11 protein-coding genes are annotated in these 14,791 nt (G+C 37.5%); 2 read left to right on the top strand and 9 right to left on the bottom strand.

The genetic code is table 11. The annotated features are described in order from the left end of the window. The gene (locus tag P278_RS03910) at positions 1–1,482 is read left to right on the top strand and encodes a cryptochrome/photolyase family protein (protein ID WP_038262667.1); all 1,482 of its coding nucleotides are present in this window, start codon (positions 1–3) and stop codon (positions 1,480–1,482) included. 28 nt (positions 1,483–1,510) lie between these two features. On the opposite strand, the gene P278_RS03905 is transcribed toward P278_RS03910, so the two are convergent. Genes P278_RS03905 through P278_RS03870 form a run of 8 tightly spaced genes read right to left on the bottom strand, consistent with a single transcriptional unit; the run spans position 1,511 to position 12,270 of the window. Then, the gene (locus P278_RS03905; RefSeq protein WP_038262665.1) at positions 1,511–3,019 is read right to left on the bottom strand and encodes a sialate O-acetylesterase; all 1,509 of its coding nucleotides are present in this window, start codon (positions 3,017–3,019) and stop codon (positions 1,511–1,513) included. Beyond that, the gene (locus P278_RS03900) at positions 3,012–5,618 is read right to left on the bottom strand and encodes a sodium:solute symporter family transporter (RefSeq protein WP_235444244.1); all 2,607 of its coding nucleotides are present in this window, start codon (positions 5,616–5,618) and stop codon (positions 3,012–3,014) included. The genes P278_RS03905 and P278_RS03900 overlap by 8 nt, the downstream gene beginning before the upstream one ends. A 24-nt stretch (positions 5,619–5,642) precedes the next feature. Next, positions 5,643–6,335 carry an LrgB family protein gene (locus P278_RS03895; protein WP_038262662.1) on the bottom strand — a complete coding sequence of 231 codons (693 nt, stop codon included), beginning with the start codon at positions 6,333–6,335 and terminating at the stop codon, positions 5,643–5,645. Then, entirely contained in the window at positions 6,328–6,681 is a 354-nt protein-coding gene (locus P278_RS03890; protein WP_038262659.1) for a CidA/LrgA family protein, read from the bottom strand. Before P278_RS03890 ends, P278_RS03895 begins: the two co-directional genes overlap by 8 nt. Beyond that, positions 6,671–8,716 (bottom strand): family 20 glycosylhydrolase, encoded by a 2,046-nt coding sequence (locus tag P278_RS03885; RefSeq protein WP_051413391.1) that lies wholly within the window; start codon positions 8,714–8,716, stop codon positions 6,671–6,673. Before P278_RS03885 ends, P278_RS03890 begins: the two co-directional genes overlap by 11 nt. Before the next feature lies 1 nt (position 8,717). Further along, the gene (locus P278_RS03880) at positions 8,718–9,479 is read right to left on the bottom strand and encodes a creatininase family protein (RefSeq protein ID WP_038262656.1); all 762 of its coding nucleotides are present in this window, start codon (positions 9,477–9,479) and stop codon (positions 8,718–8,720) included. 6 nt (positions 9,480–9,485) lie between these two features. Then, the gene (locus tag P278_RS03875; protein WP_038262653.1) at positions 9,486–11,090 is read right to left on the bottom strand and encodes a sialidase family protein; all 1,605 of its coding nucleotides are present in this window, start codon (positions 11,088–11,090) and stop codon (positions 9,486–9,488) included. A 7-nt stretch (positions 11,091–11,097) separates the two neighbouring features. After that, the gene (locus tag P278_RS03870; RefSeq protein ID WP_038262650.1) at positions 11,098–12,270 is read right to left on the bottom strand and encodes an AGE family epimerase/isomerase; all 1,173 of its coding nucleotides are present in this window, start codon (positions 12,268–12,270) and stop codon (positions 11,098–11,100) included. A 175-nt stretch (positions 12,271–12,445) separates the two neighbouring features. On the opposite strand from P278_RS03870, the gene P278_RS03865 reads away from it, so the two are divergent. Beyond that, the gene (locus P278_RS03865) at positions 12,446–13,171 is read left to right on the top strand and encodes a FadR/GntR family transcriptional regulator (RefSeq protein ID WP_038262648.1); all 726 of its coding nucleotides are present in this window, start codon (positions 12,446–12,448) and stop codon (positions 13,169–13,171) included. A gap of 113 nt (positions 13,172–13,284) precedes the next feature. Here P278_RS03865 and P278_RS03860 read toward each other — a convergent pair whose 3' ends face one another. Further along, entirely contained in the window at positions 13,285–14,790 is a 1,506-nt protein-coding gene (locus P278_RS03860; RefSeq protein ID WP_038262646.1) for a RagB/SusD family nutrient uptake outer membrane protein, read from the bottom strand. Position 14,791 lies beyond the last annotated feature (1 nt).

Raw genomic sequence — 14,791 nt, 5'->3', positions numbered from 1 at the left:
ATGAAAGAAGTTGCCATCATATTTCCGCATCAACTCATTGAGGATTCTCCTTTTCTGGAGCTATCATGCCCAATTTATTTGATCGAAGAGTTTTTATTCTTTCGTCTTTATAAGTTCCATAAACAAAAACTGGTTTTTCATAGAGCAACTATGAAAGCCTACGAGCAACTTTTAAAAGATCGGGGCAAAAATGTTGCCTACATTTCGGCTATGAATAAGCATGCTGATATCAGAGAGTTCATCCCATTTTTAAAGGAAAAAGGGGTCACTATCCTTCATTGTATTAACCCTACTGACAATTGGCTTGAAAAAAGGATTAAAAGCGCAATTGGTGATCTTACCATCAACTGGTATGATTCTCCGCTTTTTATTAATTCTAAATCGGAACTTGAATTCTTTTTCAAAAAGGGTAAAAAGAAATTCTTTCAAACCTCATTCTACAAAGAGCAAAGGCGAATACGCGATATCCTTATGGAAGGTGATCAACCTATAGGGGGCAAATGGACCTATGACACCGAAAACAGAAAAAAATATCCAAAAAACAAACAACCCACAGCCATTTACTTTCCTGAATTAACTGAAGGCTACAAAGACGCTGTACACTATGTTGAAACCAATTTCAAGGAGCATTACGGGACCATTTCAAAAGCTATAAATTACCCCATCAATCATCAACAAGCCAAAGAATGGTTTGATCAGTTTCTCTCCTTTCGGTTCTATGAGTTTGGAATTTACGAGGATGCCATTGTTGCTCATGCACACTTTTTAAATCATAGCGTACTCTCTCCCCTGATCAATGTGGGGCTACTCGACCCCAAGGAAGTCATTAACAAGGCTATCTCATATGCTGACGCTAACGATATCCCCATTAATTCTACCGAAGGTTTTGTTCGACAAATTCTTGGATGGAGAGAGTTTATCAGGGGGGTATATGAAGTAAAAGGATCGCAGGAGCGAACTACCAATTTTTGGAATTTCAACCGAGCCATTCCTGATTCATTTTACGATGGAACGACCGGAATTAAACCCGTCGATGATGTTATAAAAAAAGTTCTGAAGACTGGATATGCACATCATATTGAACGGCTGATGGTGCTTTCAAATTTTATGGTGCTTTGTGAATTTGATCCTGATAAAGTTTACCAGTGGTTTATGGAATTATTCATCGATGCTTATGATTGGGTTATGGTACCCAATATATACGGAATGAGTCTTTTTGCGGATGGAGGTATCATGAGCACCAAACCGTATATTAGCGGCAGTAATTATATTATGAAAATGAGTGATTATGAGGATGGAGACTGGCAAATTATTTGGGATTCATTATTCTGGAGATTCGTTAATGAACATCGCGGGTTTTTCCTTAACAATCCACGTACAAGACTGTTAGTTCGAAACTACGACAAAATGGATGAGAAAAAGCAAGAATCCTTAAAAACCACCGCAAGAGCATTTTTAAAACAACTGGATACTAAAAGTTAACTTTTGGGTGGTTATTTTTTATCTGTATTTATTCAACTTTCAATCGAAAAGTCGAAGCTGGGAGACCTTCTTCATTAAATAAATTTCCTTTACTAAAAGGTTGCCATCCATAATAAACATAGGTTGGCTTCTCCTTAACTTCAATCACAACCTTGTTTCCTTTAATCTTTGCATCTACCGATGATTGGCTATCAATACTAAAACCAGTTAATTCGTTCCCGTATGCTGTTAGACCCTCTCCAACATAATCAAAATACAGATGCAATGCCCCGGATTTATATTTTACACTTTTTACCATCGGACCTGATGGAATTATATTCATCTTATAAACCTCCTTCAGTGCCCACTTTGCCAATCTTTCCCCGACATTTTTCTTATCCCGAGGATGAACATCATTCTTCGATCCAATATCAGAACAAACGGCCATACCTGTGTTTGAAGTCTCCCGAATGAACTTTCTTTGTTCATTTCTGAATTCAGGCCATAACTGACCTTTATAGTGTAAGGTATCTATGGAAGATAACTGAACATAATAAAAAGGCAAATCCGGTGAATTCCAATGCATTCTAAAATCAGACAGCATCAGTCTTTGCAAGTCTTTATATTCTTCTACCCTTTCAGGTTCCTGAGCATTGCTTTCTCCCTGATACCAAAGTATTCCCTTAATTGGAAATTTGGTTAATGATTTAATGCCCGAATCAAAAGCAAATCCGGGTTTATATGCGTGGTTCGGTCCTGAAGAGTCCTTATATATCACTTCAACGTTGCCCACATTTTGATCTCCCCTTTCTCTTATCCATTTTGGCAAGGCTTCATTATTCAACCAATTTCCTTCAACCTTAGCAGAAAATTGATCGGACTTCAACAAAGCATTTTTGTCTATAAATGTTTCAATTGGAGCACCTCCAATCGCCAAATTAATTAAGCCTATTGGTATTTTTTGTTCTTTAATGATCTTACTACCAAAATAATATCCCACCGCACTCATTTTAGCGGCGGATTTCAAATTACTCTGCTCCCATTCCGTTCTATGATAAAATTGATCTTGGCTTAATCTGTTCAGAAGTGAATCACTATAATGAACTCCATATACGCTTTTACCCGCAAAGTTCGGGTTGTAAAATCGCAACAAGGTTTGGTTAACTTTTTTTTGTTCTTGTTTAAAATGCTTCTCTTGGCTTAATGGCCATTCCATATTAGATTGTCCCAGACATAACCATACATCACCTACTAAAATATTCTCAAGCAAGATTTCTTCATTTCCCGAATACACTCTTAATTGCTGCCCTGTAAGGTTTGTATGTTGGGCAGGCAGCTTTAGACTCCAGGTAGCATCAGCAGCTACTTGAGTTTTCACCATCGTTTTTGCGAAGACCACTTCAACCTCTGATCCGGGTTTTCCTTCACCCCATATCGTTACGGGTTCATTTCTTTGTAAAACCATGTAATCTGTAAAAATTCTATTCAGTGAAAGCTGACTGTACAGCTCAACGCTACCTAACACTACAATGCAGAGTACTATGAGTCTTTTATTCATTTTTGGTGGTATTGTCTTTAAATATTAAACTAAAAATATAGCCAAGCACAAAACATGAAACTACTCCTAACAAGGAATACATTAAAAAGTTAATTTCAGTATATACACTTATGTACCATATGAGGATAGCGCTAAGTGCCAAGCCAATTAAGGTTCCGGTGGCATTGGCTTTTTTGGTAAGCATTCCCAACAGGAACATTCCTCCCAATCCTCCGGTAAATAGTCCGAGGAAAGTATAAAACTGATCCCATAAGGATTTAATACCTGAATTAGCCATCCACAATGCTAAGACCACTCCGATCACCCCGGTAATTACAGTAACCAACCGAGCGACCTTCAGCAATTTCATATCGCCTTTAGCAGGGTTATAACGCTTGTAAAAGTCATTACAAAAAGCTGTTGAAACAGAGTTCAGGCTACTACTGATACTTGACATGGCAGCGGAAAAAATACCGGCAATTAACAATCCGGATATCCCTACAGGAAGTTCATTGACAATATACCACGGAAATATGGAATCATTGTTGGATATTACAGGAGACAGTTTTTCAGGCATTTCTTTGTAAAATATAAATAACAAGGTTCCGATACTAAAGAAAATAATCGTTGCAGGAAGTGTTAATACAGCATTGGTATATAAGGTCTTTTGTGAATCTTTTACGTCCGAACTGGTTAAATAACGTTGTACAATGGTTTGGTCTGTTCCCTGGGTAACCATGGCCGATGCTAACCCTCCAATGAATACGACCCAAAAGGTAGTGTCAGTAAAATTAAAATCCATATTGGCCGGATTAAACTTGTGCTTGCTCTCTGCATAAGAAATCATTTCCGAAACGGGTATATCGGTGTGTTGCAAAATCCATATTACTGCCACCACACTACCTCCAAGAAGTACGATCACTTGCAGCACATCGGTCCATATTACAGCTTCTATACCTCCGAATGTGGTATAGATAATACAGATAATTCCCATTATTAAAATACTTACCTCAACCGAAATACCTGTCACAATTGAAATGGCCAGAGAAGGCAATAGTAAGACGATTCCAATCCTCCCAAGCTGAAAAAGGATAAAAGACAAACTTCCAAATGCTCTTGCCAGATAATTAAATCGATCTTCTAAAAATTCGTATGCCGTAGCTATTTTTAATCGATTGAAATAAGGGATGAACAGGAATGCTATAAGCGGTGTTATTGCTATGGCGGCCATATTTAAGAAAAAATAGGACCAGTCTGTTATAAAAGCTTTTGCTGGTATTGCCATGAAGGTTATTGCGCTTAGTAAGGTACCAAACACACTCAAGCCCGAAGCCCACCATGGAATTCTACCACCACCAACAAAATAATCGTCAGTAGACTTTTGTTTATTAGAAAAGTAAAAGCCAATAACCAGGGAAATCATTAAGTATAATGCCAGCACGGTATAATTTAACCAGCCAAACCTGTTGATATCCGTCTGATCGCCAAATTTATAAACTTTAGGTGTCCGTACCCCGGGTGCAACTTCCCCTGAAACGATCATAAAATCATCGTTCATTTTAAAACTCAAGGCAGTTACGGGGATTTGAACCTGCAGGCTATCGTATATAAACCATTTGCCTGTTATGGTATTGAAGGCCAGAATTTCTTTTTGGAACCCCGGATGATTTCTTAAGATTTCCTTCCTCCGGTTGCTTAAATCTAATTTGACAGTATCCTGGTCGGCTGCGATTTCATCCAGATACAGCTGTTCTAATTGATCGAAGAGCCTTTCATCGGAGCCACCATAAACCAATACATGCATAGATCCTTTGGCTTCTGCTGCAGCCCCCATCAATACTTTTTTATCTCCATCTATAACTACATCTCCTTCCTCTTTCCAGACCTCATCTTTTAAATCGTAGCTAAGGAAGCTGGACAACCCTTTAGACTTTTTACCTTTGCGTTCATTTCTACCGCCAATTACATATATTTTTTTTGAAAAAGAACTTTCCTGAACTACAGCTGAATGGACTGCACGTGGAGGTCCTGGAAAATCTTTTAATTTTTCCCACTCTCCCTCCAGCCTATCATCAATTCTATAAAAACTATTTGTACTACCTGAGGGATTCTTACCTCCAATAAGGTATATATATCCCTCCACATGTACAGCTGTTGCATAGGCTAGTGGCTCTGGTAATTGTTGAATTTCTTCAACGGTAATTTCTTCCAGAACATTATTGTATTTTAAAATAAGCACCTGATTTACAATTCCTTTGCTATTATCTCCTCCAATGCATACAACACCTTTTTCGGTAGATACGCAACCTGCATAAGCCAATGGCACAGGTAGTTTTACTTTAGATAAATTCCACTGTTGGTCTTTATAATAATAAATATGATCGTACCATTTTTTATCACCACCTTCCCATGGCATTCCATCGGGAAAATTAGCGCCTCCTGCTGCGATGTAAATATCATTATACACTCCACCTAACATTCCTGCATATCCCAAAGAGGAATGCTTCGTTTTCAGTTTAGAAAAACCCTGAAGTTCTTCTACCTGTAATTTTTTGGCTCCCTGACCAAAGGTGAAGGATATAGATAATATACAGATTAGAAGACATATACTATTTTTCATTTTCATACTTTTTAACATGAATATTTACATCATCAATTCAACAATATATGGAATCATTACAGCTGATATCACTCCGTTAACACACATTGCGAGTCCGCCATATACTCCTGAAACATTACTTAATTCATATGCTTTGGCTGTACCAATGCCATGTGCAGTTGTCCCTAAAGCGACTCCCATTGCGCTATTATTTTTGTTTCCAATGATTTTCAAAAAAACCGGACCAAAAACACTGCCTAAAATACCCGTGAAAATTACAATTCCAGCAGTGATCTCTGGAATCCCCTTTATGGATTGAGCGACCTCTATGGCAATAGGACTTGTTATTGATTTGGGTGCAATGGACTTAATGATTTCCGGTTGGACTTTAAATTGCAACAACAACAGAACTACAGAAACAATCCCTATAATTCCACCGGTGACTACGCTTATCAGAAACGGTTTTAATTGTTTCCACAATTTATTTGAATGTTCATATAATGAAACTCCCAATGCAATAACCGACGGCCCCAACAGCATACTCACCCAGGAGCCTCCATTCCAATAAGCATCAAAATTGATGTCAAGAACATAAAGCGTACCCAAGATGAAAAGCACGGTCCATAGTACTAATCCTGAGGACAAAAAGGAATACTTTTTAATCAACTGCCTGGATGCATAAAAACCCATGAGTGTAATAGAAATTCCTACTATTGGAAGCTCAACATAGTTACTCATTCTTTTCAAATACTTTAAAAAGTTTCATTGTAATGTACATAGCGAGAAAAGTGCTAAGGACTAATGCAATGATAATTTCTGTTAATTTCCCATTTAAAAACTTGTATTGTGTAACTAAACCAACCCCATATGGAACATAGAACAACGACAAATATTTAAGTAAAAAATCTGAGGTAGGTTTTACCTGTTCTAATCTGATCCATTTTAATTTTAAAACCATAAAGATTAACACCATACCTATAATACTGCCGGGAATCGGTAAGTTGAATACCATTTTAACCAATTCTCCTAATAGGAGAAATAAAATGATCAGGATTACAGATATTAACTTGTTTTTATTTTCCATTAATCGCTTTAAATGGATTTACTACGATATTTTCTTCTAACGGCGCAAAGGTGAACATCCAGTTCTGATATGCATTAGTTCCCGGAACCTTTATCAGAATTTCATTCCAGCCTTTCTTTAAAGGAACCATAACAGGTTCCCTTGTCCAATACAACTCTTCGTCTTTCCAGGTAATTTCCTGATCGTCTGCATTCCCCCATCCTGATGTTTTGGACGGTTTCCACCCAGGGTTCTTCCACTCAGGAGCAGGAAGGTTTTCTCCATTAATCCATACATCCCCTCCATGAGCATCCCATGCCCCCTGATCGGGCATACCTCCATAAACTCTATTGGCTCTAAAAGGAGTTTCAAAACCTACCCAAACCGGGATTTCTTTCTCTTCTTCTGCGTAGATGTAGGATAATGCAAAACAGGTTTCTCCGGGTTGAGCATCGGGATAATAACCTCCAAGCTTAAATCTATCTTTAATATAAATGGTATTACCATTAGCTAGTTTATAACGATCCTTTTGATCAAATTTTTCACGAATGGAATTCATAGTCATTTCTATTGCAAGGGAATCCGCAAACTTCATCAATTTCCATTGGTTTTGAGATTGCTCCACATATTGAAAAGGTTTATTTGCAAAATATTTTTCTTTGTGTTGCATCAGGTATTTTTCAAAAGCTTGAAAATAGTCATGTTCTGAGGTTCCTGAAAGGGGTATTTTGGTTAAGTATTCTTTAGAAGCCGTTTTGACATCATGGGTCCATGTTTTCCATGCATAGGTTAACATTGATGGATACAGCGGATTAAATCTAATAAAATCATCCTCTTTATCAAGATTAACATCATGCCACATACATAAAATTCCCCCTTGTACCTTATTCGTTGAACCTTTTCCTATAGGTTTAAAAAATAGTTTTGATATGTGAACAAATGGATCTCCATTATTAATGTAGTTATTCCATGAATCTATTTCTTTATAGGTCTTTTCTTCTATGTGATCTGGCTTCCAGGTTTGTCTTATTACATAATCATTGGCCGGAAGTCCGGGATTCCAGATGATTACTTCACGCTCATTAGCCTCACAGATCGCTACCATTTTGGTGATAAACACTTCAGGATTCTTTATTCTCACCTCATCTGAACCGATATGAATAACAGGGCAAAGTTCTTTAGGAACTTCATCAAAAAACTCATTCAACACCTTTTCGAGAATTTTCATGCCTTCAGGAGATTCCATTTTGTGACCCGTAGCTGTAACAAAAGAATCACTATGCCCTGGCATATCAATTTCCGGTATTACCTGTATGTGCTTATCTTTTGCATATATAATTAGCGCTCTGATTTCCTCATAGGTATAAAATGCTCCAGGGTCTCTGGTAGGGCGATGATTTTCGGCTCCGGTTAATTCGGGATAAGCCTTACTTTCAATTCTCCAGGCAGGTCGGTCTGTTAAGTGCCAGTGAAATGTATTGAGTTTATAACTTGCCATCACATCAAGCTGTGTTTTAAGCAATTCTATACTTTGGAAGTTTCTCCCAACATCAACCATATAACCCCTGATGGGAAATGCGGGTTGATCTTTAATGTTACAAAGCTGAATTCTCGATATTCCTATATCATTGGAAATAAGCTGACGCAAGGTTTGCAATGCATAAAATGCACCTGCATCGCTAGATGTTTTAATGGTTATTTTATTTTTTTCTACGTTTAATTCATAACCTTCCAGGGGTACCTCCTCATCTGAAATAAATTTGATTGTTACTTTAGAATGTTTAGAATTTTCAATACCATACTCACTGCAGATGCGTTCAAGCTCAGAAGTAATATTTTTGTTTAATGTGTTTTCTGAAGTTACTTTGAAGCTCAAAAAATTAACCATCTCCGGTCCCCAGACAACTTCTTGAGGGTATGGTATTAATTTAACCGGAGCTGCATGAAGTTCTTCTGCCGAGTAGTTTGTTTCAAAATTTATGTTTTGTCCTTTTAGTTCTGTTGAAAGACTAAAAGTAAGAAGGGAGGCAAATAAAGTGAGAAATAGTTTTTTCATATTATTTGTAAAGGTTATTTAGGGCTGTATCATTTAGGTCTATAAGAAACTCAGCGATAGCATCACTCGTTGCCTTAAAATAAGCAGCTCCTTTTGCTGCAGTCGCTTTTTCAGGGTTCCCTACCCCGGTATCTTTGGTTACGGAAGTCCATTTGCGTTGCGTAGTTACCCAACCTTCTCTCAGGGCCTTAATGGCAAATTGTTTTGCTTCACCCTTACCCGCTTCTTCAAGGGGCAATACTAACTCAGGAAATAAATGCAATATCATTGCGGTTTCCAGTTCTCCTGCATGATCACCCGGGTCATCAAAATAAGCCTTCGCATTGCCCGCATGCCACCAGTTTAATGCGCATACAAAAACATCCGGAAATTCAACACTTAATTCCCGAATCATTTGTTTAAAATTATTACCTCCATGAGCATTAACGATGACAAGTTTTTGAATCTTTTGCAAATGCAGCACCTGTACGATATCTCTTAAAACTGCATATTGAGTGCTAGGATTCATATTAATGCAAAGGGAAACATCGAGCTGTCCTGTATTGACTCCGAAAGGAACTACCGGGAGCACTATAGGTTTTGCTCCCCGATTCCAGGCTTTTGAAGCTGCTTCTATTGTTACAGATTCCGCCAACATATTATCGGTTCCATAAGGCAAATGATAGTTATGTGCCTCTGTAGCTCCCCATGGTAAAATGGCAACTTCAAAATTCTGGTCTTTTACTTGTTTCCAATTCGTTTCGGCTAATACAAAAGGTCTCATTTTCGTTTATTTTATAAGTTCTTCTATGGCTATTTTTTGAAAATATAAATCTCCGCTGCCCTCATACAAGATTCCTAAATAGTCTTCATCAATTTTGGTTAGGCATGAATAACCATAATTTGATTCTTCATACAATTCAATCTGATATTCTTCCGGCCATGTCATACCATCATCAAAACTTGTTTTTATTGTGATATGGTCTCTCTTCGTTTTTGAATCAGGATTTGAAAAGAATAAAACATGTCCTTTATCCTTCACTTCTGTAGTAATAATGCTGGCCATACAATTAGGTTCTATCAACGCTTTTCGCGAGGTGCTATGTTCGGTCCAGGTAGCACCTAAATCGGTTGTAATTGCCACAGAGCGCCCGTTCTGAGGATCTTTTCTATTCGCTCTGTTTCTATCATCTCTCATATTCAACATCAAACTTCCATCGGTAAGCTGAACCACCTGGGCTTCTGTAGTCTCAGATTTTGCGCCTGTACCCACTTTCCAGGTTTTACCCCTATCTTTACTGTAAATAATCGTAGAATGAGGAATGGCCTCTTTATCTTTGAATTGGGCAGGGAAAACCAATGTTCCATCTTTCATGGTAATTCCCATTCCAGGACCATTAAAGAACAGTTTCCAATCAGGGTTTTTAATTTGTTGTGTTATGTTTATAGGTTCTGACCAGGTTAGCCCGTCATCTTCACTTTTTACTAACATAAACTGGCCGGTTTCTTCCGGAGTCATTCCCTGATCCGATGCCCACCAGGCTCTTTTATCTTTATTTCCATGCAACCATAAGGCCGCAACCCATATAGTGCCTGTATTTTCATCCACCAATACCGCAGGATCTCCAATTCCGTTTTCATCTTGGGGCAAACCACCATATTCTCCCATATCCATAATCACCTTCATCGGTTCCCATGTTTGTCCGCCGTCGGTGCTTCTGCTCATTCCCACATCCACATCTTCCTGAAGATCGACGGCACTGTTATATCTAATATCATATACAGCTATCAATGTTCCGTCTTTAGTAGTAGCTAACCCTGGAATCCTATACGTATCAACATCATCATCGAATTTATTTCTTATCGCTACTCCCAAACGCTGGGCTGGAGCAGGTTCATTTAATAGATTAAGAACACCACCATTGTTAAATACTATGGTTTCCGGAATAGCTTTAATTTTATTACTTAGTTCGGGAGTTCCATTTAATTTCACAGACAACCAGAAATAATTATTTCCCGGTTCCAGATCTAAGACTCCCTGAAAACTAACTTCTTTAGATATTTCAGATACTGAAGAAAGTAAAGTAGCTTCTTTAAAGTTCTCCGTCTTAGCATGATAGACAGAAGCTTCACCAATATTCTTTAAGTCTGTTGTTCCTTCAAAGTTTACCAATATCGATTTAACCGGAGCTAGTTCATCCGTTATTTTTTGTTCGTCAACAGTTAAACTGAATTTGAATATTTTGTTTTTCTCTTTATTAACCAAGACCGGTAAAACAAATTGACTTACTTCTGAGGGCTTTACCGCTTCCGCTATTTCCTTTGATTTTTGATTGCTATCACAAGAGGTAAAGGCAATTAATACTGCCGTTAATAAAATATATGTAAACTTCATTATTTAATTAAAATTTAAAGTTAGTTGATTGTTCTATTTTTTCGAAAGTTTTCCAGCATTGAAACATAGCCCTGGGAACGTGGAAACATCCTTTCCATTTCCCTCCTTTAAGGGTTAGTAATGGTTTTCCTGCTCTATTAAGATAACCAAACCACTCACCATTATCGGGATCCGCAAAATGCGACCAGGCATAGTTATGTACCTTTTCATACCAATCTAAAACCCTTTGGTCTCCTGTATGCTCATATGCTTTTGCCAGTGCCACTAAAGTTTCCAAATGGACCCACCATAATTTCTGATCCCATTCCAGTTGTTGTGGCGGGTTTCCTTTTACATCCATAAAGTAATAAATTCCACCAAACACTTTATCCCAACTATACTCCAATATGGTTATAATGGTTTGTACTGCTTTATTAATTAATTGAGTATCATCATTTCTACTTCCGATATCAATCATGAACCACATGGCTTCAATTCCATGTCCGGGGTTAAGCAATCTTCCCTCAAAATTATCAGAAAAAGAGCCATCTGGATTTACGTTTTCATGAATCAGGCCGGAATCCTTTTGGAGGAATACATTCATGACTTCATTTACACTAAAATCAATGGTCTCCTCCACCTCTTTTTGACTTAACACATCTTCCAACTCCAACACTAAATTAGATAAAATCATGGGTAAGGAAAACCCTTTAAGGGGTCTTACACCTGTTCTTTTTTCGTACTTTCCTTTCGGATCGTCTTTCTTTTTTAAAATATTAAGATACGTGTTTCTGGCTAACTCTTTATAGTCTTCATCTTTTGAAGCTTTGGCATACTGAGCAAAAGCCATGGCTGCAAAACAATCCGAAAAAATATTGTAGGGTTGCACTAGTGGTCTACCGTCCTGGGTAGTTGCGAAAAAGAAGTTCCCATCTGTATCCATCGCTTTCTCTTTAAGAAAAGAAACACCAGATTCAGCTACTTTCAACCAATCTTCTTTAGCTTCCACATTATTGAATAACATAGAAAACATCCAGGCCTGCCGACCTTGCAACCAAATAAATTTATCGGTATCGTAAACCTTTCCATTCTGATCAAGACAGGTAAAATAACCTCCAAATTTATGATCGACAGAATGTCGTTCCCAAAAAGGTATTACGTCATTTAAAAGTGTATTTTTATAATGTTCAGAATATTTCATATCTTTATTATGTATGACATAAAACAAAAATAATATATTCTTTTAATAATCAAGCATTAAATTTGTTAAATACATAAAAGTTTAGTGAATCTTATTGTACTTATAGTAACAATACTATTTTTGCTATGTTTCCCTGAACAAAACAGTACAATTTTAATGTGATAAGGTTTGAATCATGAAAAAATCAGATAAAATACAGCCCATTGACACCCTTTCTCTTGTTGACAAAGTTGAGCTTCGTTTGATGCAGTACTTTAAGGAGAATAACCTTAAACCTGGAGACCCCATTACGAAGGAACTTGATCTGGCAGCATCATTAGGCGTTAGTCGCACTGTGGTTAGAGAAGCCTTACTTCGTTTACGAACCCTTGGATTTATTGAATCCAAGAAACACAAGGGAATGACTTTCAAAGAACCTGATATCATCAATAATTTTGAAAGAATCCTGGATCCGAATTTACTTGGAAATAAGACCTTAAAAAGTCTTTTTGAACTTCGGTTAATTTTAGAAATGGGCATGGCTGATTTTCTTTTTCAATATAAAACGGAAGAAGATCTTGAAGAGTTAGAGCGTATTGTTGAAGAAGAGGAAGCAACCAGTTATGACAAGACTGTTTTTTCACTTGATAAAGAAATAGCATTTCATGCCAAACTTTATCAAATATCAAAAAACACCACTTTACAACGATTTCAGGATCTATTACTACCTGTTTTTGAATACCTATACCAGCAAGATGAGTTTATGAATAACGGGCGTTATGAATATTCTTCCGGACAATTTGTTACGCATCGTATGTTGCTAGACAATTTAAAAGTTGGTACTCCTGAGACTTTCAGAAATGCTATGCGACGTCACCTTGAACCTCATTTTGACAGGGTGTTTCACGATAAGCATATGTAACTAATAAAAGCTTAAAAATTTCCAATAAAAAAGGAGACTGATAAAATATCAGCCTCCTTCTCAACCAAATTAATAAAAAACTAAACTAACTCTGTGTAAATAAACTTCGCATGTTATTCATATCCAGGGGTTTGTTCTAAAGCAGGGTTTCTTCCGATCATATCAGGTGTTATCGGCAGTAAAAGTTTATAAGCTTCTGAAGCCGGCAAAGTTTCTACCTCATCAAAAATATAACTACCACCGGCCCTTCTTAGGTCCCACCATCTCTTTCCTTCTCCCACAAACTCTTTTAATCGCTCATCGAGGATGGCTTTTGTATTATCATCTTGAGAACCATTAACGTAAGCGTGAGTTAATGCATCGTAATTTTCACCATATGCACGTTGTCTTACGCCATTAATTTCTGCAGATGGATCTTCACCCAGGCGGTTTTTAGCCTCGGCCAGCAACAACAAAACATCAGCATATCTGTATACAGGTACATTATTCGTTGAAATTCGAACTCCTGCTACTACCTCTCCTAAAAATTTAGATAAAATAGAGGCACTGTATTCGTCTACCAACTGATATGGATAATAATTTCCTGCATCATTTGAGTAAAGCCTTGTAAAAGTGGCGTCTCTACGCGTATCCAAAGTATCGTCTAAGGCCAGCAATAACTTTTCTGAAGGTCCATAACGGTTCCCTCCATTGGCTACAAAATCAGCATATGAATTCCCGCGATCATCCCAGGTTTGATTAATTTCGGTGGAACGTCCGGTAAACAAGCCAGTGTAAAAATTCCCAGCCTGATCCTGCTGGTAATCGATAGCAAAGATAAATTCGTCGTTAGCTTCATTAGCTACACTGAACATATCTTCAAAGCCAGATTCAAGAGTAAAGCCCATACTCCCAATTTGTTGGAGTGCATTTTTTGCTTCAGTGTAATCCGAACTTCCTCCATTAAGAAGGGTTCCAGACCAAATGTATACATCACCTTTCAATGCTAAGGTGGCTGCTTTAGACCAATAGACATTACTTCCCTGCCAGAAGGAATTATCAGAACCAAATGCATCTAAAGAACTTTGAATATCTGCTTTAATCTGAGCCATTAACTCTTCCTGAGAAGCTCTTGGCTTGCTTAACTCATCGGGATTAACAGAAAGTAATGGTTCTGTAGTAATAGGTACACCTCCCCATGTTTTCAACATGGTGTAGTAATAAAAAGCCCGAATACCGTATACCTGACCTTTCAAATGTCTTTTATCGATTTCACTGGCGAATGGAACATTCTCAATATTATACAGAAAATCATTTATCCTGTGAATATGACTATAAAACCCAGCCCAATTAGCAAAAGGTACCTGGGTGGTATTTATAATCTGATTGATCAAATTTAAATTACTGGGTGACTCAAAAGTTCGCCCCCCATAAAAGTCGCTACGAACTTCTCCCATTACCCAAAAAGTAGAAGCCCCTCCTCTGAACGTTGAATAAATTCCTGATTGTGCAGCTCTAGCGGCTTCTTCAGTATCCCAAAATCCATTGTAGGTAAGATCACTTATTGGCTCTAATTCAATTTCTTTTTCACAAGAAGTGAAAAGCATTACAGCCGTTATTATGAATATATACTTTTTCATG

This window comes from Zhouia amylolytica AD3, from assembly GCF_000511935.2.
Taxonomy (GTDB): domain Bacteria; phylum Bacteroidota; class Bacteroidia; order Flavobacteriales; family Flavobacteriaceae; genus Zhouia; species Zhouia amylolytica.
Note: the sequence above shows the minus strand (reverse complement) of the source record. Positions and strands in the feature narration are given on the sequence as shown.

Coding starts and splice junctions, on each gene's coding strand:
- P278_RS03880 (WP_038262656.1), bottom strand. CDS start 9,479: ATGAGACCTTTTGTATTAGCCGAAACGAATTGGAAACAAGTAAAAGAC.
- P278_RS03865 (WP_038262648.1), top strand. CDS start 12,446: ATGAAAAAATCAGATAAAATACAGCCCATTGACACCCTTTCTCTTGTT.
- P278_RS03860 (WP_038262646.1), bottom strand. CDS start 14,790: ATGAAAAAGTATATATTCATAATAACGGCTGTAATGCTTTTCACTTCT.
- P278_RS03910 (WP_038262667.1), top strand. CDS start 1: ATGAAAGAAGTTGCCATCATATTTCCGCATCAACTCATTGAGGATTCT.
- P278_RS03905 (WP_038262665.1), bottom strand. CDS start 3,019: ATGAATAAAAGACTCATAGTACTCTGCATTGTAGTGTTAGGTAGCGTT.
- P278_RS03890 (WP_038262659.1), bottom strand. CDS start 6,681: ATGGAAAATAAAAACAAGTTAATATCTGTAATCCTGATCATTTTATTT.
- P278_RS03900 (WP_235444244.1), bottom strand. CDS start 5,618: ATGAAAAATAGTATATGTCTTCTAATCTGTATATTATCTATATCCTTC.
- P278_RS03885 (WP_051413391.1), bottom strand. CDS start 8,716: ATGAAAAAACTATTTCTCACTTTATTTGCCTCCCTTCTTACTTTTAGT.
- P278_RS03875 (WP_038262653.1), bottom strand. CDS start 11,090: ATGAAGTTTACATATATTTTATTAACGGCAGTATTAATTGCCTTTACC.
- P278_RS03870 (WP_038262650.1), bottom strand. CDS start 12,270: ATGAAATATTCTGAACATTATAAAAATACACTTTTAAATGACGTAATA.
- P278_RS03895 (WP_038262662.1), bottom strand. CDS start 6,335: ATGAGTAACTATGTTGAGCTTCCAATAGTAGGAATTTCTATTACACTC.